General features: G+C 71.7%; 15 protein-coding genes. 10 read left to right on the top strand and 5 right to left on the bottom strand.

Features of this window, described 5'->3' with window-relative positions:
* Positions 1 to 83 precede the first annotated feature (83 nt).
* Complete coding sequence (gene aceB / locus JOL79_RS02690; protein ID WP_210153967.1) at positions 84 to 1,670, bottom strand: malate synthase A; 1,587 nt, start codon at positions 1,668 to 1,670, stop codon at positions 84 to 86.
* A 167-nt stretch (positions 1,671 to 1,837) separates the two neighbouring features.
* Here aceB and JOL79_RS02685 point away from each other — a divergent pair, with 167 nt between their 5' ends.
* From JOL79_RS02685 to JOL79_RS02670, 4 genes are all read left to right on the top strand, one after another.
* Positions 1,838 to 2,518, top strand: a complete 681-nt coding sequence (locus JOL79_RS02685) for a DUF4097 family beta strand repeat-containing protein (protein WP_210153966.1) — start codon at positions 1,838 to 1,840, stop codon at positions 2,516 to 2,518.
* Between the two features lie 119 nt (positions 2,519 to 2,637).
* Positions 2,638 to 4,050 (top strand): GTPase HflX, encoded by a 1,413-nt coding sequence (hflX, locus tag JOL79_RS02680; protein WP_210153965.1) that lies wholly within the window; start codon positions 2,638 to 2,640, stop codon positions 4,048 to 4,050.
* 815 nt (positions 4,051 to 4,865) lie between these two features.
* The gene (hutI, locus tag JOL79_RS02675) at positions 4,866 to 6,074 is read left to right on the top strand and encodes an imidazolonepropionase (protein WP_210153964.1); all 1,209 of its coding nucleotides are present in this window, start codon (positions 4,866 to 4,868) and stop codon (positions 6,072 to 6,074) included.
* A gap of 59 nt (positions 6,075 to 6,133) precedes the next feature.
* On the top strand, positions 6,134 to 7,009 hold the full coding sequence (locus tag JOL79_RS02670) for a DegV family protein (RefSeq protein ID WP_210153963.1): 876 nt from the start codon (positions 6,134 to 6,136) through the stop codon (positions 7,007 to 7,009).
* A gap of 179 nt (positions 7,010 to 7,188) precedes the next feature.
* Here the strand turns inward: JOL79_RS02670 and JOL79_RS02665 are convergent, their stop codons facing one another.
* The gene (locus JOL79_RS02665) at positions 7,189 to 8,445 is read right to left on the bottom strand and encodes an HNH endonuclease signature motif containing protein (protein WP_210153962.1); all 1,257 of its coding nucleotides are present in this window, start codon (positions 8,443 to 8,445) and stop codon (positions 7,189 to 7,191) included.
* 1,092 nt (positions 8,446 to 9,537) lie between these two features.
* Here JOL79_RS02665 and JOL79_RS02660 point away from each other — a divergent pair.
* The 3 genes from JOL79_RS02660 (at position 9,538) to holA (ending at position 14,131) form a co-directional block, all read left to right on the top strand.
* On the top strand, positions 9,538 to 10,443 hold the full coding sequence (locus JOL79_RS02660) for a ComEA family DNA-binding protein (protein ID WP_307848268.1): 906 nt from the start codon (positions 9,538 to 9,540) through the stop codon (positions 10,441 to 10,443).
* 203 nt (positions 10,444 to 10,646) lie between these two features.
* Positions 10,647 to 13,115 (top strand): ComEC/Rec2 family competence protein, encoded by a 2,469-nt coding sequence (locus tag JOL79_RS02655; RefSeq protein ID WP_307848267.1) that lies wholly within the window; start codon positions 10,647 to 10,649, stop codon positions 13,113 to 13,115.
* 50 nt (positions 13,116 to 13,165) lie between these two features.
* The gene (gene holA, locus JOL79_RS02650) at positions 13,166 to 14,131 is read left to right on the top strand and encodes a DNA polymerase III subunit delta (protein WP_230984025.1); all 966 of its coding nucleotides are present in this window, start codon (positions 13,166 to 13,168) and stop codon (positions 14,129 to 14,131) included.
* Between the two features lie 188 nt (positions 14,132 to 14,319).
* Here holA and rpsT read toward each other — a convergent pair whose 3' ends face one another.
* Both rpsT and JOL79_RS02640 read right to left on the bottom strand, forming a co-directional pair.
* On the bottom strand, positions 14,320 to 14,595 hold the full coding sequence (rpsT, locus tag JOL79_RS02645; protein WP_210153960.1) for a 30S ribosomal protein S20: 276 nt from the start codon (positions 14,593 to 14,595) through the stop codon (positions 14,320 to 14,322).
* A gap of 136 nt (positions 14,596 to 14,731) precedes the next feature.
* A complete protein-coding gene (locus JOL79_RS02640) occupies positions 14,732 to 15,781 on the bottom strand; it encodes a glycoside hydrolase family 18 protein (protein WP_210153959.1) in 1,050 nt (349 codons plus the stop codon).
* Positions 15,782 to 15,911: 130 nt separating this feature from the next.
* Between JOL79_RS02640 and lepA the strand changes: the two genes are divergently transcribed.
* The 3 genes from lepA (at position 15,912) to hemW (ending at position 19,717) form a co-directional block, all read left to right on the top strand.
* Positions 15,912 to 17,741 carry a translation elongation factor 4 gene (gene lepA, locus JOL79_RS02635; protein ID WP_307848266.1) on the top strand — a complete coding sequence of 610 codons (1,830 nt, stop codon included), beginning with the start codon at positions 15,912 to 15,914 and terminating at the stop codon, positions 17,739 to 17,741.
* A 44-nt stretch (positions 17,742 to 17,785) separates the two neighbouring features.
* Positions 17,786 to 18,409, top strand: coding sequence for an MOSC domain-containing protein (locus tag JOL79_RS02630; protein WP_210153957.1), 624 nt, complete (start codon positions 17,786 to 17,788; stop codon positions 18,407 to 18,409).
* Positions 18,410 to 18,499: 90 nt separating this feature from the next.
* Positions 18,500 to 19,717 (top strand): radical SAM family heme chaperone HemW, encoded by a 1,218-nt coding sequence (gene hemW / locus JOL79_RS02625; RefSeq protein ID WP_210153956.1) that lies wholly within the window; start codon positions 18,500 to 18,502, stop codon positions 19,715 to 19,717.
* Position 19,718: 1 nt separating this feature from the next.
* Here the strand turns inward: hemW and JOL79_RS02620 are convergent, their stop codons facing one another.
* Positions 19,719 to 20,528 carry a DUF3097 domain-containing protein gene (locus JOL79_RS02620; RefSeq protein WP_210153955.1) on the bottom strand — a complete coding sequence of 270 codons (810 nt, stop codon included), beginning with the start codon at positions 20,526 to 20,528 and terminating at the stop codon, positions 19,719 to 19,721.
* Positions 20,529 to 20,586: the final 58 nt, after the last annotated feature.

The raw sequence follows: 20,586 nt of genomic DNA, 5'->3' as shown, positions 1-20,586 counted from the left end.
AATCATCTCTCACGCCGTCCCTCCCGGCACCTCATTACTGCACCTCTCCGGCATGTCTCACTGCATCCGGTTACCGCATCCGGTTACCGCATCCGGGCATACGCGGGGAGCGTGAGGAACTCCGCGAAGTCGTCGTCGAGCGCCACCTCGGTGAACAGCGCCCTGGCCTGGCCGAAGAGCCGCTCGTCGTAGCCGGGCTCCGAGGCGATCTTCGCCATCTCCTCGCCGATGATCCGTTCGACCAGCTCGGTGGTCACGACCTCCCCGGTGTCGGCCAGCTCGATGTCGTTGTGGACCCACTGCCAGATCTGCGAACGGGAGATCTCCGCGGTGGCCGCGTCCTCCATGAGGTTGTGGATGGCGACCGCGCCGAGTCCGCCCATCCAGGCGGCGAGGTAACGCAGCGCCACGTCGACGTTGTTACGGAGGCCCGCCTCGGTGATCCGCCCGGGGGTCTTCGACACCGCCAGCAGGTCTTCCGCCGTCACGTTGACGTCCTCGCGCAGGCGGCCGAGCTGGTTGGGCCGGTCGCCGAGGACGCCGTCGAAGACCTCACGGCAGATCGGCACGAGGTCGGGGTGGGCCACCCACGAGCCGTCGAACCCGTCGCCCGACTCCCGTGTCTTGTCGGCCCGTACCTTCTCCAGTGCGAGCTCGTTGACCTCGGGGTCGCGGCGCGACGGGATGAACGCCGCCATGCCGCCGATCGCGTGCGCGCCGCGCTTGTGACAGCTGCGGACCAGGAGCTCGGTGTAGGCGCGCATGAACGGCGCCGTCATCGTCACCGCGTTCCGCTCCGGCAGGAGGAACTCCCGGCCCCGGGTGCGGAACTTCTTGATGACGCTGAACAGGTAGTCCCAGCGGCCCGCGTTCAGCCCGGCCGAGTGCTCGCGCAGCTCGTAGAGGATCTCCTCCATCTCGAACGCCGCCGGGATCGTCTCGATCAGGACGGTCGCCCTGATCGTGCCCCGGGGGACGCCGAGCAGCTCCTGCGCCCGGACGAACACGTCGTTCCAGAGCCGGGCCTCCAGGTGTGACTCCAGCTTTGGCAGATAGAAGTACGGTCCCCGCCCCTTGGCCAGCTGACGGCGTGCGCAGTGGAAGAAGTAGAGCCCGAAGTCGAGCAGCGCCCCGGCGACCTGTTCCCCGTCGACGAGGATGTGCTTCTCCGGCAGGTGCCAGCCACGCGGCCGGACCACGATCGTGGCGAGCTCCTCGTCGGGACGCAGTGCGTACTGCTTGCCGCCCGAGGAGAAGTCGATGGCGCGGTCCAGCGCGTTGCGCAGGTTAAGCTGGCCGCGGATGGTGTTTTCCCAGGTCGGGGCGTTAGCGTCCTCGAAGTCCGCGAGCCAGACCTTGGCGCCGGAGTTGAGCGCGTTGATCGTCATCTTCTGGTCCACCGGCCCGGTGATCTCCACCCGGCGGTCCTCCAGGCCGGGGGCCGGGGGAGCGACCCGCCAGTCGGAGCTCCGGATCTCCGCCGTCTCCGGCAGGAAGTCGAGTGTGCCGCCCGCGGAGAGCCGTTCCTGCCGGTCCTGACGCGCCCGCAGCAGCCGGCGGCGGGTCCCGTCGAACTCCCGGTGCAGGGTGGCCACGAGGTCCAGGGCTTCGGGGGTGAGGATCTCGCCGAAGCCGTCGAGGAGGGGGCCCCTGATCTCAACGCCATCCATTCGGGTCCTTCCTTCCACCATCCGGAAAAAAGCTTCTATGACGTGGAATCGACGCTACTCCACGCCTTCCGGCAGGGTCAACGTGGGGGCCCGCTCAGGGAGCGGCCGGGGAGTGCTCGGGGGCTTCCCGGATGCCCGGGCGCGGCCGGGCCAGAAGAATCGGGGTCATGAGACAGCAGACGACGTTCGCGGTGGCGGCGGCCGTGGCCCTGGGGCTGACCGTCGCCGGCTGCGGCGTGACGGTGGGCTTCGGACAGCAGCAGGCCACCCGGTCGTACGACGTCACCGACGGAGTGACGTCGATCGAGACCCGGACGGGGTCGGGGGAGATCGAGGTGAACGAGTCCGAGCGGACCGGGATCCACGTCACCGAGACGCTGCACTGGCGGGGTGACCAGCCGCGTGACGGGCACGCGGTGGAGGGCGACCGGCTCCGCATGGAGTATCGCTGCGACGCCTGCTCCGTCGACTACCGCATCGACATCCCGCGCGGGCTGGGCGTGAAGGTGGACAGCGGCTCCGGGACGATCACGCTGCGCGCGCTGACCGGCGCCGTGAACGCCTCCACGGGATCGGGTGACATCGACGGCGGCGGCCTGCGCGGGCGGTCGGTGACGGCGTCGACCGGCTCCGGGCAGATCGAGCTGCGCTTCGCCGCCCCGCCCGACCGGGTGGAGGTGAAGAGCGGTTCGGGGGACGGCGTCGTCCGGCTACCGCAGGGCGCCTACAACGTCACGGCCGAGACCGGCTCGGGAACCCGCACCGTGAACGTCGCCCAGGACTCGGCGGCCCCCCGGACCGTCGTCGTCAAGACCGGTTCCGGCGACGCGAAGGTGCTCGCGTCCTGACTCCGCCCGGCTGCCGGGGGACGGATGGATGCGGATGGATAAGGACGTGCGTCTTCCGTGGGCGTCGTGTCACCATCGAGGGGAAGACACCAGGGTGTCGGAGTGTTCGTCTAGTAGAGATGGCATATATGCGATACGAGCCCGAAGACCACGCAGTGGGCGATTACGAACTTGAAGAGCGCCAGGCGCTCCGCCGCGTAGCGGGTCTGTCGACAGAGCTCGAAGACATCACCGAGGTCGAATACCGTCAGCTTCGCCTGGAGCGGGTGGTCCTCGTAGGCGTATGGACCTCCGGCACCGTCATCGACGCCGAGCTCTCCCTCCAGGAGCTCAAGCTGCTGGCGGAAACCGCCGGTTCGCAGGTCCTGGACGGACTCATCCAGCGCCGTGACCGGCCCGACCCCGCGACGTACATCGGATCGGGCAAGGCCGGGGAGCTGCGCGACATCGTGGCCTCGAGTGGCGCGGACACCGTGATCTGCGACGGCGAGCTCACCCCCGGCCAACTGCGGCAGCTGGAGGAGATCGTCAAGGTCAAGGTCATCGACCGGACCGCGCTGATCCTGGACATCTTCGCCCAGCACGCCAAGAGCCGCGAGGGCAAGGCCCAGGTCGAGCTGGCCCAGCTCCAGTACCTGCTGCCGCGCCTGCGCGGCTGGGGTGGCAACCTGTCCCGGCAGGTCGGCGGCCGCGCCGCCGGCGGCGTCGGCATCGGCGGCCGTGGACCCGGTGAGACCAAGATCGAGCTGGACCGTCGCCGGATCCGCGAGCGGATGGCCAAGCTCCGCCGGCAGATCAAGGAGATGTCGACGACCCGGCGGACCAAACGGCACCGCAGGCAGGCCCGCGAGGTGCCGGCCGTGGCCATCGCCGGTTACACCAACGCCGGGAAGTCGTCGCTGCTCAACCGGCTGACCGGCGCGGGCGTGCTGGTGGAGGACGCGCTGTTCGCGACCCTCGACCCCACCGTCCGGCAGGCGCGTACGGCCGAGGGGCGGCTGTTCACGCTGGCCGACACCGTCGGGTTCGTGCGTCACCTGCCCCACCAGCTCGTCGAGGCGTTCCGCTCGACGCTGGAGGAGGTCGGCGACGCCGACCTGATCCTGCACGTCGTGGACGGGTCGCACCCCGACCCCGAGTCGCAGATCGCGGCGGTCCGCGAAGTGCTGGCCGAGATCGAGGGGGCGCACGACATCCCGGAGATCATCGTCGTCAACAAGGCCGACGCCGCCGACCCGGTCGTGCTGGCCCGGCTGACGATGACGGAGCGCGACAGCGTGGTGGTGTCCGCCCGGACGGGCTCCGGCATCCCCGAGCTGATGGCGCTCATCGAGGAGAGGCTGCCCCGCCTCGACCACGAGGTGCGGCTGCTCGTGCCGTATGACAGGTCCGATCTGGTGGCGCGGGCGCACAACGAGGGCGAGGTGCTGTCGCTGGAGCACACCGGCGACGGGACGATCCTGCACGCGCGGGTCCTCGCGGCCCTGTACGCCGAGCTGGATCGGGCGGCCAAGCCGGTCGAGACGGTCTGACGGCCTGACGGCCTGACGGCCTGACGGTCTGAATCGCGTCGGACAGCCTGATCGGTCTGAGCCGGTCTGAGTCGGCCTGAGCCGGCCTGATTCGGCCTGATTGATCCGTCTGACCGGCGGATTCACGCTCGATTCCGGCTCGAATTGGAACTGGACTCGCGCCGGAGCGTGCCGGATTCGCGCCGGGGCGTACCGGATTCGTTCCGGGGTCGCGCCGGATTCGTCCCAGGGTGGTGTCGGGATTCGTGCCGCATCCGCGCGGGATTCTGACCGGATTCGGGCCGGATTTGGGCCGGATTCGGGCCGGGCTCCTGCCGGATTCGTGTCGGATTCGTGCTGGTTGTAGTCGCGCTGGGCCGATCGGGGCTCACATCCCGGCTCAGCTCCGGTGAACATCGTCTTAACACGATCCCCGCAGGCGGTGGCCTGCGGGGATCGCACTTGCTACGATCGGCGAAACTCGTCGAGACCCTAGGTGGGTGGCGACATGACACCTGTCAGCGCGGTCATGAATTCGACTGATCTCGGCCCGCCCGTCCGATCTGGGGCTTCCGGTGTCGTAGGTGTAGGTGTCACCTGCGGTTCCGCTGATGCGACGCGGTGTTCTTCTCAATAGCCCTGTACACCAAGCCCACCTGTGAAATAACGTAACTGAACTGAATCGCCCGGGTTCGAGATCCTGGCGGTAGGGTCATCGCACAACTGCGATCAGGCAGGAGACCCCCAATGACGTCCGGACACGAAGCGAATTCGGCGGGCGTGACGTCCATGAGCCGAATCGTCTCGACGTCCGTGGAAGCCAGGCAGGTGGTGGGATGAGCGTCCGGCTGCTCACCAACATCGGCCGCCTGTGGACCGGCCACGACGTCTGCAGCAACGCCGCGATCCTGGTGCACAACGACCGGATCGCCTGGGTTGGGCGGGCCGCTGACCTGCCACAGAGCGTTCCCGGGGTCGTCGACGACATCGTCGACGTCGACCACGTCGAAAACCTGGGCGGCGCGCTCGTCACGCCCGGGCTGATCGACGCGCACACCCACCCCGTCTACGCGGGCAACCGGTATGCCGAGATGGCCATGCGGTCCGGCGGGTCCAGCTCGTCGGCCATCGCCGCGGCGGGCGGCGGCATCGGCTCGACCATCACAGTGACCCGCGGCACCGACCCCTGGACGCTGTGCAACGGTGTGCGCGAGCGCCTGCGTGAATGGCTGCTCGCCGGCACCACCACCGTCGAGGCCAAGACCGGCTACCACCTCACCCGCGACGGGGAGCTCGCCGACGTCCGGCTGCTCCGGGAGCTCGAGAAGGAGCCCATGATGCCGCGGGTGCACGTCACCTTCCTCGCGGCGCACGTGGTGCCTCCCGAATACTTCGGCCGCCAGCGCGACTATGTCGAGGCGGTCGCCTCCTGGTGCGCCGACGCCGCCGCGGCGGGCGCCGACAGTGTGGACGTCTACTGCGACGACGGTCACTTCACCGCCGAGGAGGGCCGCTGGGTCCTCGCCGCCGGCCGCAACGTCGGGCTCCTGCCCCGCGTGCACGCCGGGGCGTACAACCGTCGTGGTGGCGTCCAGCTCGCCGCCGAGATGGGTTGCGCCTCCGCCGACCTGCTGCACCACGCCTCCGACGAGGACATCGCGATGATGGCCCGGTACGGAGTGCCCGCGGTGGTCTGCCCCGGCACGGCCCTGCAGGTGGGCCACCTCCCGCCGGTCCGCAGGATGCTCGCCCAGGGCGTCCCCGTGGCGCTGGGGAGCGACCACAACCCCGGCCACTGCGGCATCACCTCGATGTCCCTCGTGATCAGCCTCGCCGTCGCGGCGTTCGGCATGAGCGTGGGCGACGCCCTGCGGGCGGCCACGCTGGGTGGGGCGCAGGTGCTCGGCGCCCCCGACCGCGGCATGCTCGCCCCGGGCCGGCTGGCCGACATCGTCCAGTGGGACGCCGACCACGAGGGCGCCTTCGCCTGGTCGTTCGGCCTCAAGCCCCGCCGGGTGTGGCGGGGCGGCGTCCCCGTCCAGTAAGTCCAAGGCCGCCGCGGCGGGGGCCGGGCCGTCCGAGATCGTGGTGGGAGCCTCGTCGTATGCCGCCGTCCGTCGCCGTCGTCACCGACTCCACCGCCTACCTGAACGCGGAGGAGGCCGCGAAGCACGGTGTCATCGTGGTGCCCCTACGGGTGAGCGCGGGCGGCGACGAACTCGACGACGTGGTGCCCCCGGACGGCGCCGACCTGGCCCGCACGCTCCGGGAACGTTCGCCGGTAACCACGTCGCGCCCCGCCCCCGCGGCCTTCGCGGAGGCATACCGGACCGCCGCCGGAAGGGGTGCGACGGGCGTCGTCTCCGTCCATCTGTCCGGCGAGATGTCGGGGACGGCCGACTCCGCCCGCCTCGCCGCTCAGGACGCTCCCGTGCCCGTCGAGGTGATCGACAGCAGGTCGATCGCGATGGGCCTCGGCTTCGCCGTCCTGGCCGCCGCCCGGGTGGCCGCGACGGGCGCGTCCATCCGGGACGTCGCGCTCACCGCCGAGCGCAGGGCGCGGGCCTCACGTACGTTCTTCTACGTCGACACTCTCGACTACCTCCGACGTGGCGGCCGGATCGGCACGGTGACCAACCTCGTCGGCACAGCTTTGTCGATCAAACCGCTGATGCACCTGGGCGATGGGACGATCACCCTGCTGGAAAAGGTACGGACCGCGGGTCGCGCCATCGCCAGGCTGGAGGAACTCGCGGTGCGCGCGGCGGGCGACGGCCCGGTAGAGGCGGCGGTGCAGCACCTGGCCGCCGCCCCCCGAGCCCACCAGGTCGCTGAGGCACTGGCCGCGCGGCTGCCGGGCCTCGAACGCGTGGTGGTGGGCGAGGTGGGGCCGGTGCTCGGCGCGCACACCGGCCCCGGCATGCTCGGCGTCACGATCTCCCCGATCCGGCCGTCCGACGCGGATACGGATCGTCAGTAGCCAGGTCAGTAGCCAGGTCAGTAGCCAGGTCAGTGGCCGGTTCAGCCGGTTCATGAACCGGGTCGCTCTGCTCCACGGCGCTACACCGGGTGCCTTATCCCGGTGGGTGGGTGACCCGGTCGGGTCGGGGTTGGCGGGTCGGGCCTCTTTTGGGGTGGTAGAGCAGAATCCAGGTGCCGTCAGGGTTGCGGTGGGTGGTGTAGCGGTCGGGGTGGGGTGAATTTGTCGCGGTTGTGGAAGGTGCAGGCGGGGGCCAGCAGGTCGAGGTTGGTGACGCCGTCGTCGATCCAGCTGTAGACGTGGTCGACTTCGGCCATGGTGGCGGGGATGGGGCAGCCCTGGCAGTAGCAGGTGGCGTATTGGGCGAGCAGGGCTTTGCGCTGGGCGGGGGTGGCCAGCCGCACCGAACGCCCCATGTCCAGAACCTGTCCCTTGGCGTCCATCACCATCCGGGTCAGGCGTGAGGTCCGCGCCAGGCGGTGGACGTCACTGACGGGCAGCAGGTGCCCAGTGGCGACCAGCAGCCCGGGGGCCAACCGGTCGGGAGCATGCCCGCACGTGCGACACGCGTCAGCCCGCGCTCCGGCCGTCTCCGCCCGCGTCTCCGCCCGCGTCTCCGCCCGCGTCTCCGCCCGCGTCTCCATCCGCCCATGCGCCCATCCCTGCGCGCCTGCGCCTGCTGTAGGAGTAGCGTCCCCGGTTGCAGCGGCGGCGGTGGCAGCGTCTACGGCGACGGCACCGGCAGCGGGCATGCCGTCGTCCCCACCGCCAGGCCCCGCGCCGTGGTCAGACCCCGCGCCCTGGTTGGACGTCGTATCGGTGGTACCGCTCGTGGTGTCCTGGTCGGTGCCAGTCGACGCTGTGTTCTGTGTGCCGGTCTGCGGGGCATTCTGTGCGCCGGTGGGGGCGAGGATGTCGTCGGGGATGGACTCGGCGCGGACCATGACGATGAGTTCGGTGGAGACCTTCTCGCTCAGCAGGGCCGAGAAGGCGTCTGCCTGCCGGACCCGTAGCGGCCGGTCGTCGTCCTTGTCCTTCGGGCGGGCGTAAGAGGTCAGGAACGCCCGCAGCCGAGCCGCGGCCTCTCGTGGCAGGCGGAACTCGCCTTCCATGCCACCGGTGCTGGAGGGGCGGACCAGCAGGAACCGGGACGCGTAGTCGTCCTCGCACTCCTCGACCAGCGCGCCGGGGTCGAGGATCTCCCGGATGTAGCGGCCCGCCTTGGCCACCTCCGCACACGACGCGCTGTCGGACAACTGCACCAGGATCGGTTCGGCTTCGGTCGCCTGCGTGTCGGTCAGTTTGGTCGTCACCGTGGTGATGGCGTCCACGGCTCCGCCGGACAGTGATCCGGCCCGGTAGCGGGCCTTCACCTGCGGGAGGCGGGCCACCTCGCCGGAGATCCGCAACCACCGGGCCGCCTGCGCACCCGTCATCCCCGGACCACGCCGCACCACCACCGGCGGCCCATGCACGGCAGGCGTTCCCGGCGCCTCCGCGCCGCTCTCCGCCGCCCCCGACGTGTTTGCCCCCGGTGCGGTCGCGTCCGGGGCAGACGCGCCGGGTGCGGGAGTGTCCAGCGCAGACGCGCCCGGTGCAGGGGTTCTCGGTGGGGGAGTGCTCGGTCTGTCCGAGCGGAGCCATGAGGCGGTGGAGGCGTGCCCGTACGCCTTTGCCTCACCGGTGATATGCACCTGATGCAACAGCGCCGCGAATACCGAACCCAACAGGTCTATCGCTTGGATCACCTTCTCGGCCCGTTCCAAGCACACCGCCGCGCTGTCCGGTCGCCCGGCACGCGCCAACCGTGCGGCCAGTTCCACCAAGATGTCCGCGACATCGTCTTCAGCGTGATGGGTAACAAGGCCGGGTTCCGTGGCTGCTGCATCTCCGGTCGGCTGCGTCCCGGTGCCCGGAGCCGGTCCTGCGCCGGTCCCGGCGTCACCCTGATGTGGGTCGTCCGCATCCGGCTCGTCCCCGCCCCGCTCTGCGCCCGGCGCCCCGGCCGGCCGTTTCTGGGAGGGGAGGCGAGGATCCAGGCAGGTGCCCGCGATCAGGGACGGCACCCCGTCCGCCGGGACACGTGCATCCGGCAGGCGAGCATCCGGTACACGAGTAGCCGGGTCAGGCGCGCCAAGGAATTCGGCATCACACCCGGCCTCGGGGGCCGCGGGCATCGCGCCGCCGTCCACATCAGCACTCGAGCCGACCACGCCGGAGTTGTGAGCCGCCGTCACAGAGGCACCTCCTCTCCGCCATCGGTCCGATCATGTGTTCGATACGTTACCGACTGTGACCGGCAGAGGCCAGGGAAACCCTCAACTAGAGCTCCAACCAGTTCGGGGTCCTGGGCAATGATTGGCCAAGGATTCGGCCCGGCGTAGAACCCTGGACGACCGGCCGCACAGTACAAGGCCGGGCCATCGGATTCCAGGGATGCATGACTCCTTCCTCTGCTTCTCGCGCTGTTTCCACAGAACGCCATTCGGCTGGCACCGGCCGCACGGGCGGCGCCTAGCGTCTGCGGGGTGCGAAGCAAGGAACGGCAAACCTGGCAGGCGACGACGCAGGAGCGGCTGCGCCGCCTGTTGTGCCCGGCGGAACTGCCGCCCGCGGCCCGGCTGCGTTCCACGCCGGTTTCGCCGGGTCCGCCGCCGTCGTTCGGCGCCCTGGCGGAACCGGCGGCGGATCCTGACCGGCCGGGCGTCGCGGCCTCGCCGCGGGCGTGGGCGGAGAAGGCCGCGGATCTCGCGGGGGTGCGAGTGGATCTCGTGCGGGCGGCAGCGGACCGGACGCTGCCCCGGCTCGATCCGGGTGGGCCAGGACTGCGGGTGCTGGTCGTCGCCGGGCTCCTCGCCGCATCGGCGGCGGGATTCCTCGCCTGGCGGTCGCGGCCGGAGGCGGAACCGGTCGCCGCGCCTCCCATCCCGGCCGGGGTGGCTCCTTCCCTGGTCTCCCCGGCCTCCCCGCTCACTCCGGCCGGGCCCTCGTCGCCGCCGTCCGCGGTCTCCCGGGTGGTCGTGTACGTGTCCGGCAAGGTGAGACGGCCGGGGGTGCTCACCCTGGCCGCCGGGTCACGTGTCGTCGACGCGATCCAGGCGGCGGGAGGCGTGCGGGCGGGCGCCGATCCAGGCGGCGTCAACCTGGCGCGCCGCCTGGTCGACGGCGAGCAGATCGCCGTGGGCGGGCGGGGGCAGGCTACCGTGGGGGCGCAGGGCGGCGCCGCCGTGCCTGGCGCGGGTGAGCCGCTGAACCTCAACACGGCCACGGTCGAGCAGCTCGACACCCTTCCGGGGGTGGGTGAGGTGCTCGCGCAGCGGATCGTCGGGTATCGGGACGCGCACGGCGGGTTCGCCAGCGTCGACCAGCTCGGCGATGTCTCCGGCATCGGGGCCAGAAGGCTGGAAGAGCTCCGCGACAAGGTCGTCGTATGACGGCGTCGCCACGTCCGGCCGGCTCACGTCCGGCCGGCTCACGTTCGGCCGGCTCACGTTCGGCCGGCTCACGTTCGGCCGGCTCACGTTCGGCCGCGTCGGGTACGGCCGCGTCGGGTTCGGGCGCGTCACGTTTGGCCGCGTCGGGTTCGGGCGCGTCACGTTCGGTGGAGCAGGGGGGCGATACCGCGGCGGCTGATGACGTGGCATCCGGGGGATTCTCTCCGGCGCTGGTGGCTCCGGCCGTGGCGGCGTGGCTGGCCGCACTGGTGCTGCTCGGGTGTCCAGCGACGGCGGGGGCGGCAATCGCGGTCGCCGCCGGGCTCGCCGCCCTGGTGGTTCGCCGCCGCCTCGGTTCCGCCCCGGCCACCACAGTGGTGACCGCCGCGCTGGTCGCCGTGGCCGGCACAGCGGCGGTCACGGCGGTGAAGGTGTACGGCGTGACGGCCGGCCCCGTGCCCGGACTGGCCGCCCGTGGGGCGGTGGTGACGGCGGAGGCGGTCGTGACGGACGATCCCAAGATCCGCCCGCACCGCGGCGGCGCCGCCCGCGCTGACACCGCCGTCGTGCCGGCCCGGATGGTCGCGGTCACCACAGGGCAGGCCCGCCTCACCGTGGACGTCCCGGTCCTGTTGCTCGGCTCAGGCGACGGGTGGGCCGATCTGCTGCCCAGCGAGCGAATACGCGTCAGCGGGCGGCTGGCCGAAGGCGATCCGGGGGAGCTGCTGGCGGCCGTCATGTTCGTGCGCGGGCCTCCCGGACGACTGTCCGGGCCGTCACCCGCGCAACGGGTGGCGGGCATCCTCCGGGCGGGGCTGCGCGCGGCCTGCGACGTCCTGCCGCCGGACCAGCGAGGGCTGCTGCCCGGCCTGGTCGTCGGCGACGTGTCGAGGATGGACCGAGACCTCGCCCGCGACTTCACCACGGCCGGGCTGAGCCATTTGACGGCGGTCTCCGGGACCAATCTCAGCGTCGTCGCCGCGGCGGCGCTCGTGCTGGCCCGCCTCACGGGGCTGTCCCTGCGCCTGCGGGCCATCGTGATGATAGCGGCCATGGTCGCGTTCGCCGTCGTCGCGAGGCCGTCGCCGAGCGTGCTTCGCGCGCTGGTCATGGGGACGGTGGCCGCCCTCGCTCTCGGAACCGGCCGGTCCCGCGACGGCCTCGCCGCCCTGGCGGCCGCCGTTCTCGGGCTGCTGCTCTTCGATCCGGGACTGGCCCGGCAGTACGGCTTCGCGCTGTCGGTGTTCGCGACGGGCGGGATCCTGCTGCTCGCCCCCCGCTGGCGCGACCGGCTGGCGAGACGGATGCCCCGGCTGCTCGCCGAGGCGCTGGCGGTCCCCGCCGCCGCCCAGATCGCGGTCACCCCGCTGCTGCTGACGATGTCCGGACGTCTCGACCTGGTGGCCATCCCGGCCAACCTGCTGGCGGAGCCGGCGGTGGCCCCCGCGACCGTTCTCGGCTTCATAGCCGCCGTTGTCGCTCCGGTGAGCTCGGCGCTGGCCCAGATGATCGTACGGCCGGCGGGGCTGGCGGTCGGATGGATCATCGGCGTCGCGGAACGCGCCGCGGGCCTGCCCTTCGCGGCGGTCGCCTGGCCCGGTGGGGCGGCTGGGATCGCCCTCCTGGCCGGGACGGCGGCAGTGACCTGGATGGTGCTGCGGACCCGGGGCGGGCGTCGCGTGGCGGGGGCGCTGGCGATCGGCGCGCTGGTCGCGTTCCTCGTCACCAGCCGGGTCGCCGCACCCTGGCCGCCACCCGGCTGGGTGCTGGTGGCCTGCGACGTCGGTCAGGGAGACGCGCTCGCGATGGCGGCGGGGCCCGGCCGGGCGGTCGTAGTCGACGCCGGCCCCGAGCCCGGCCCCACCGACCGCTGCCTCCGTGACCTTGGCGTGCGGCAGGTGCCCCTGGTGGTGCTGACCCACCCGCACCTCGACCACGTCGGCGGACTGACGGGCGTGCTGCGCGGACGGACCGCCGGCGCGGTCGTCGTGAGCCCCGAACGGGTGCCCCTGGACGAGGCGGCCCGGGTCTCCCGCGAACTCCGGGCCCGCGGCGTCCCCGAGTGGGTGACGCCGCCCGGCGCGAGCTGGCGTTTCGGCCCGCTGGAGCTCACGGTGCTCGCCCCGCCCGTGGACGCCCGGCCTGAAGGAGGCAGCGAGGGGGCCATGGCCAACAACGGCAGCGTCGTGCTGCTCGCCCGGTGGCTCTCCGGCGACGGCCGGCTCCTGGGGTCCGTCCTCCTGGCCGGCGACCTTGAGAACGAAGCACAGGCCGACCTGCTCCGGCGCGGCGTGCCGCAGGTCGACGTGCTCAAGGTGCCGCACCACGGCTCGTCCCGGCAGGATCCGGCCTTCCTCGCCGCCACCCACGCCCGGGCCGCCCTGATCAGCGTCGGCGCGGTCAACGACTACGGTCACCCGGCCCCACTGACGCTACGGCGCCTGGCCTGGCTCGGCATGCGGGCCTACCGCACCGACCAGTCGGGAGACCTCGCCGTCGTATCCGCCGGCGGCCACCTCGCCGTCGTGCCCCGCGGTGTCTCCGCCGGTGTTTCCGGCCGTGTCTCCGGCCGCGTCTCCGGCCATGTTTCCGGCCGTGTCTCCGCCGGTGTCTCTAGCGGTGCCCCGCGAGCCACTCCCCGGGAGGTCTCCCGGACCGCCCGCCCGCCGTGACCGCCGGGCACGGGATGCCACCTGCGCGGCGGCGTGGCATGCTGCGTGACATGGCGAACCCAGCACCCGTGACCCTGGTCGTCGGCGACGAGGAGTTCCTGGCGGACCGGGCCGTTTCGTCCGTCGTGTCGGCCGTCCGGGAGGTCGATCCCGAGGCCGAGCGCCACGATCTGGTGGGAGGCAAGGTCGAGCCGGGCGAGCTGACGCGGCTGACGTCGCCGTCGCTCTTCGGCGACCGTTCCGTCATCGTGGTCCGGTCGGCGCAGGACCTGCCGAAGGACGTCGTCGCCGAGGTGCTGGCCTATGCGGCCCACCCGGCGGACGACGCCGTCCTCGTGCTCTCCCACCCGGGCGGCGTGAAGGGGAAGGCGCTGGTCGAAGGGGTGAAGAAGGCCGGGGCCGAGGTGATCACAATCACCAAGCCGACGAAGGCGGGGGAGCGGCTCGATTTCATCAGGGCCGAGTTCAGGCGCGAGGGCCGCACGATCTCACCCGCCGCGGCCCAGGCGCTGCTCGAGGCCGTGGGAAGCGACCTGCGTGAACTGGCCGCCGCGTGCGGCCAGCTCGCCTTCGACACGACGGGCAAGACGGTCGACGAGGCCGCCGTGGCCCGCTACTACCGGGGGCGGGCCGAGGTGAGCGGCTTCACGATCGCCGACCTCGCGATCGAGGGGAAGCTGGGGGAGGCGCTCGAACAGCTCCGCTGGGCCCTGGCCACCGGGGTCGCGCCGGTGCTGATCGTGAGCGCCCTGGCCGGTGGCCTGCGCTCGCTCGCCAAGGTCGGCGGCGCTCCGCGAAGCCTGCGCGGGGGGCAGCTCGCCGCCCATGTCGGCCTGCCGCCGTGGAAGGTCGACCGGGTCAGGCGCCAGCTCGCCGGATGGGGACCGGAGGGGATCTCCGCTGCGGTGCAGGCGGTCGCCACCGCCGACGAACAGGTGAAGGGCGGCGGCGCCGATCCCGCCTACGCCATGGAGCGGGCCGTCCAGGTCATCGTGGCCAGCCGGACCGGCCGCTGACGTCGAACGGGTGGCCCGCCCCAGCCGGCTTCACTCCGTGCGCCTGTCGGCCCGGCGGCGGGCCGCACTATCGCGAGCCCGGACCGATGCGACCCCGATGGGTCCATACGCGTAAAGATGCGTCCATACGCGTGAAAAACGCCGCACCTCCCGTTGGGGAGATGCGGCGTGGAAAGCCCCCGCGGGACTTACTTGCCTGCGGTCTGGAGGGCGGCGGCGCGCTTGGCGATCGCCGACTTCCGGTTGGCGGCCTGGTTCTTGTGAATCACGCCCTTGCTGACAGCCTTGTCGAGCTGCCGGGACGCGGCCTTCAGCGCCGCGAGCGTCTCGTCGACATTGCCCTGGTCGGCCGCCTCGCGGAACTTGCGGACAGCGGTCTTCAGGGACGACTTGACGGCCTTGTTACGCAGCCGGCGCTTCTCGTTCTGCCGGTTCCGCTTGATCTGGGACTTGATGTTCGCCACGAAGAAGCCTCAGTTACGTCTTGGTCGGATGGGGCGCGCGGGCTGGTGAGAGGGCGCGCCACACGCAGTTGAACAGGATACCAACAGCCGGCGGCGTCGCTCAAATCGCAAACCGGCAGGCTGTCGCCCGTGCAGCTCATGTTACCCCGGAACCGTCGGGCGAGCCCGCATTCCTCTCCGGACGCACCCAGCTCGTCTCATACTCCTTCCAGTCCTCCTCCGTGGCGGCGAAGTCGACGTACAGGGCGAGACCGACGTTGGTCCTGGGGCCGTGACGGGTGAGGGCGAGCCGGGTGCCCTCGGCGGCGGCCGCGACGCTCTCGGCGCGGTCGCTGAAGGGCACGCTGTGATCGTGATAGGCGGGGGCGCCGACGAGCAGGGTCTTGTTCTCCGGTACGAGGCCCAGCCCGAGTTCCGCCTGCCGGGCCACATGGCCGCCGTACAGGGATCCGAGCGGGGTCAGCGAGTCGTACGTCATGATCGCGACCTGGTCGGTGAGGTCGGTGATCTGACGGAAGTACGCCGGGGTCCAGTATTTGTCGTGGCCGATGGCCAGACGCAGCGGGAAACGGGCGCCGGAGATCGGCTCGATCTGCTGGGTGGACACCGACAGCAGCCGCCCGCCGATGGCCCGCCTCGTCTCGCGGAGCACGGACGGCAGCGCCGGGTCGCCGTCGGGGACGGGCTCGAAGTCGTAGTGGATGCCGTCGAACCCCAGGCCGGTCAGGGCCCTGGCGCCCGCCACGATCCTCGCCCGGACCGCCGGATCGGACAGGTCGAGGTGATGTCGCCCGTTGTCGTTCACCGTCTGGCCCAGCCAGGCCGACACTCGTACGCCCGGCAGCCGCTCACGCCACCATTTCAGGAAATTTCCGGCGTTGGGGTAGCGATCGGGCGGCAGTGTCCCGTCGTACTTGAAGGGCCCGCTGTGCACGTAGACGTCCCGGATGCCGCCCGACCGGATCCGTGCGGCGAGCGCGTCGACGTCGGCGGCCGTTTGACGGCCGTCGACCCAGGCGTGGCCCATCCAGAGGGCGTCGTGGCCGGTGGTCCCCGTCCAGGGCGCCGGAGTGCCGGCGTACTGCGCCCGCAGGGCGACGCCGGCGGCCAGCAGGAGCAGGACCGGGACGGCCGCGATCACGGCAGCGATCAGGCAGGTCCGCCGCAGAAGGCGGCGGGTGGTCATGGCAAGCACCCGGGCATGCCACCATGGAGGGTGGCTGGTCCGCCAGCCCTTGACGGGAGGGCCCGCCGAGCGGCGGCGAGGCGGCCCGACCGACCGGCAGCTTTCCCACTCTTTGTCGAAACGGACCTCGGTGCGTACCCAGCCTGGCCAGACCGACCCCGCGTTGATCCGCAACTTCTGCATCATCGCGCACATCGACCATGGCAAGTCCACCCTCGCCGACCGGATGCTCCAGCTCACGGGCGTGGTGGACGAGAGGTCCATGCGCGCGCAGTACCTCGACCGCATGGACATCGAGCGGGAACGCGGCATCACCATCAAGTCCCAGGCGGTCCGCCTCCCGTGGGACGGCCACGTCCTCAACATGATCGACACCCCGGGACACGTCGACTTCACCTACGAGGTGTCCCGGTCGCTGGAGGCGTGCGAGGGCGCGATCCTGCTCGTCGACGCGGCCCAGGGGATCGAGGCGCAGACGCTGGCCAACCTCTACCTGGCCATGAACGCGGACCTGCACATCATCCCGGTCCTCAACAAGATCGACCTGCCCGCGGCGCAGCCCGACAAGTACGCCGAGGAGATCGCCGGCCTGATCGGCTGCGACCCCGGCGACGTGCTGCGCGTCTCGGGCAAGACCGGCGTGGGTGTCCGCGAGTTGCTCGACCACGTCGTGGCACACGTGCCGCCGCCGGTCGGGAACGCCGACGTGCCCGCCCGCGCCCTGATCTTCGACTCCGTGTACGACACCTACCGGGGCGTGGTGACGTACGTCCGGGTCGTCGACGGGCACCTGTCCAAGCGCGAGCGCGTGCTCATGATGTCCACCGGCGCCCAGCACGAGCTGCTGGAGATCGGGGTCATCTCGCCGGAGGCCATGCCGTCCGAGCGGGGGCTGGGCGTCGGCGAGGTGGGCTACCTGATCACCGGCGTGAAGGACGTGCGCCAGTCGCGGGTCGGCGACACCGTGACCAACTCGGGCAAGCCGGCCGCCGAGCCGCTGGGCGGTTACGAGCATCCCAAGCCGATGGTCTACTCGGGCCTCTATCCGATCGACGGCGACGACTACCCCGAGCTGCGCGAGGCGCTCGACAAGCTGCGGCTCAACGACGCCGCGCTGGTCTACGAGCCGGAGACGTCCGCCGCGCTCGGCTTCGGCTTCCGCTGCGGCTTCCTCGGCCTGCTGCACATGGAGATCGTCCGCGAGCGGCTGGAGCGGGAGTTCAACCTGTCGCTGATCTCCACCTCGCCGAACGTCATCTACCGCGTGGTGATGGAGGACGGGCGGGAGGTCGTGGTCACCAACCCGTCGGAGTTCCCGGCGGGCAAGATCGCGGAGATCTACGAGCCCACGGTCAAGGCGACCGTGCTGGCGCCCGCCGAGTTCATCGGCGCGATCATGGAGCTGTGCCAGGGCCGCCGCGGGCAGCTGCAGGGCATGGACTACCTGTCCGAGGACCGGGTCGAGATCCGCTACGCCCTGCCGCTCGGCGAGATCATCTTCGACTTCTTCGACCAGCTCAAGTCGAGGACCCGCGGCTACGCCTCCCTCGACTACGAGCCGTCCGGCGAGCAGGACGCCGACCTGGTGAAGGTCGACATCCTGCTGCAGGGCGAGACAGTCGACGCGTTCAGCGCGATCGTGCACCGCGAGAAGGCCTACGCGTACGGCGTGGAGATGGCCAAGAAGCTCAAGGAGCTCATCCCGAGGCAGCAGTTCGAGGTGCCCATCCAGGCGGCCATCGGCGCCCGGGTGATAGCCAGGGAGAACATCCGGGCCATCCGCAAGGACGTCCTCGCCAAGTGTTACGGCGGTGACATCAGCCGTAAGCGCAAGCTGCTGGAGAAGCAGAAGGAGGGCAAGAAGCGGATGAAGATGGTCGGCCGGGTGGAGGTGCCCCAGGAGGCCTTCGTCGCCGCCCTCTCCACCGAGTCGCCCTCCGTGGACAAGGGCAGGAAGTAGCGGTCCTCATCCCATCCGCGCGCACGGTCGGTTACTTTCTGTTCATGAGGATCCTCTCCGTCAACGTGGGCATGATCCGGGACGCCGAGTGGGCGGGCAAGCTGGGCCGTACGGCCATCGACAAGCGGCCCGCCGAGGGGCGGGTCGCGGTGCGGGACAACGGCCTGGCGGGCGACGAGCGCGCCGACGTCGCCCACCACGGCCACCCCGACCAGGCGGTCTACGCGTATGCCAGGGAAGATTACGACTGGTGGGAGCCCCAGATGGGCCGGACCCTGCGGGACGGCCAGTTCGGGGAGAACCTCACGACCGAGGGCGCCGATCTCGCGAACGCGCTCCTCGGCGAGAAGTGGCGGATCGGCACGGCCCTGCTGGAGGTGACCGCCCCCCGCGTCCCCTGCGTGGTGTTCCGCAACTGGCTCGACGAGCGGGGCTGGGTCAAGCGCTTCACCCAGGCCGGCCGCACCGGGGCGTACTTCCGCGTGGTCGAGCGGGGCGACCTCGGCGCGGGCGACGGCATCGAGGTGGTGGAGCGCCCCTCTGAGGGCGTGACGATCGGTGAGGCGTTCCGCGCCCACCACGGTGACCGGGACCTGATGCGGCGGCTGCTCGCCGTGCCCGGTCGCTCCGAGCAATGGGAGCACGTCGCGCGCCGCGTCCTCGCCTGATCGCCGGACGGCCGGCCCGGCGTGCCCACGGGGGAGCCGGCCGGGCTCCGGGGGACCGACCGCTCCGCCGCGGGCGGCAGACTGGGAGGCGTGCCTTCCGTGCTTCCCGACGGCGATCCCGTCCCCGCCTCCGGCGAACTGCCGCCCAGCGCGCTCGCCGGGCTCGGCTCCCGGCCGTTCGGCTTCTACGTGCATGTGCCGTACTGCGCGAGCCGCTGCGGTTACTGCGACTTCAACACCTACACCGCCGAGGAGCTGGGTCCGGGCGTCTCGCGGCGCGACTACGCCGGCACGGTCGCCGAGGAGATACGGCTGGCCCGGCGGGTGCTGGGAGACGCCGCGCTGCCCGTGGAGACCGTGTTCTTCGGCGGCGGCACCCCCACGCTGCTGCCCGCGGCCGACCTCGTCCGCGTCCTGCGGGAGATCGACAAGGAGTTCGGGCTGCGGCCGGGCGCCGAGGTGACGACGGAGGCCAACCCCGAGTCCGTCGACCAGGCATATCTGGAGGCGTTGCGGGAGGGCGGCTTCACCCGGGTCAGCTTCGGCATGCAGAGCGCCAGGGAGCACGTGCTCACCGTCCTCGACCGCAGGCACACGCCCGGCCGGGCGGCGCGGGCCGTCCGCGAGGCGCGCGCGGCCGGGTTCGACCACATCAACCTGGACCTGATCTACGGGACGCCGGGGGAGTCCGACGACGACTGGCGGGCCTCGCTGGAGGCCGCGCTCGCGGCGGAGCCCGATCACGTCTCGGCGTATTCGCTGATCGTCGAGGACGGCACCCGTCTGGCGGCGCGCATCCGACGGGGCGAGCTGCCCATGCCGGACGAGGACGTCGCCGCCGACCGCTATCTCATCGCGGAGCGGGCGCTGGCCGCCGCCGGCCTGAGCTGGTACGAGGTCTCCAACTGGGCCAGGGACGACGAGGCCCGGTGCCGCCACAACCTGCTCTACTGGACCGGCGGCGACTGGTGGGGCGCCGGGCCGGGGGCGCACAGCCACGTCGGGGGCACCCGCTGGTGGAACGTCAAGCATCCGGCGGCGTACGCCGGGCGCCTGGCGGCCGGGACGTCGCCCGGCCACGCCAGGGAGGAGCTGACCGACGACGACCGGGCGGTGGAGCGCGTCATGCTGGAGCTCCGCCTCGTCTCCGGTTTCCCGCTGGCCGAGCTGGCCCCCCGCGCCCGTACGGCGTGCGCCCGCGCGCTCGCGGACGGGCTGCTTGAGGTGGACGCGTTCAAGGCGGGCCGGGCGGTGCTGACGCTGCGCGGCCGGCTCCTCGCCGACGCCCTGGTGCGCGACCTGACGTAGCTCAGCCGCCCGGCTCGGTCACGAAGTCGATCAGCTCCTCCACCCGGCCGAGCAGCTCGGGCTCCAGGTCGGTGAACGTCGTGACCCGGCCGAGGATGTGGCGCCACGCCTCCTGCGGATCCATCCGCCACCCGAGCGCGGCGACGACCCCCTCTTTCCACGGGACGCCGCGCGGCACGGAGGGCCAGGCCGGGATGCCGAGGGCGGCCGGTTTCACGGCCTGCCAGATGTCCACGTACGGGTGGCCGACCACGAGCACGTGATCGCCCGTCACGCGGGCGGCGATGCGGCTCTCCTTGGATCCCGGCACGAGGTGGTCGACGAGGACGCCGAGCCGCCTGCCCGGCTCCGGGGCGAACTCCTCGACGATCGCCGGGAGGTCGTCGACGCCCTCCAGGTATTCGACGACGACGCCCTCGACCCGCAGGTCGTGGCCCCAGATCCGTTCCACCAGCGCCGCGTCGTGGACGCCCTCGACGTAGATCCGGCTCCCGCGGGCGACCTGGGCGCGCAAACCCTCGACGGCGATGGAGCCGGAGGCGCTGCGCAGGGGCCCCCTGGGCCCGGCGGCGGGCCGGACGAGCGTGACGGGCTCGCCGTCGAGGAGGAACCCGGCGGGCGTGAGCGGGAAGATCCGCCGCCGCCCGAACCTGTCCTCCAGGGTCACGCCGTCCTTGTCGCAGGCCACCACGGCGCCGCAGAACCGGGCCTCCCCGTCCTCGACGACGAGGCCGGGCTCGGCGGCGATCTCGGGAATCAGGCCCCGCCGGGGCCGCCGCCAGTCTCCGGATAGCACGTCCCGCTCGTACATGCCGGGAACGCTAGCAAAACGAGCCCCCGCCCCGGCGGATCAGGAGGCGATCAACATA

It is taken from the genome of Microbispora oryzae, assembly GCF_017896165.1.
GTDB lineage: Bacteria > Actinomycetota > Actinomycetes > Streptosporangiales > Streptosporangiaceae > Microbispora > Microbispora oryzae.
Note: the sequence above shows the minus strand (reverse complement) of the source record. Positions and strands in the feature narration are given on the sequence as shown.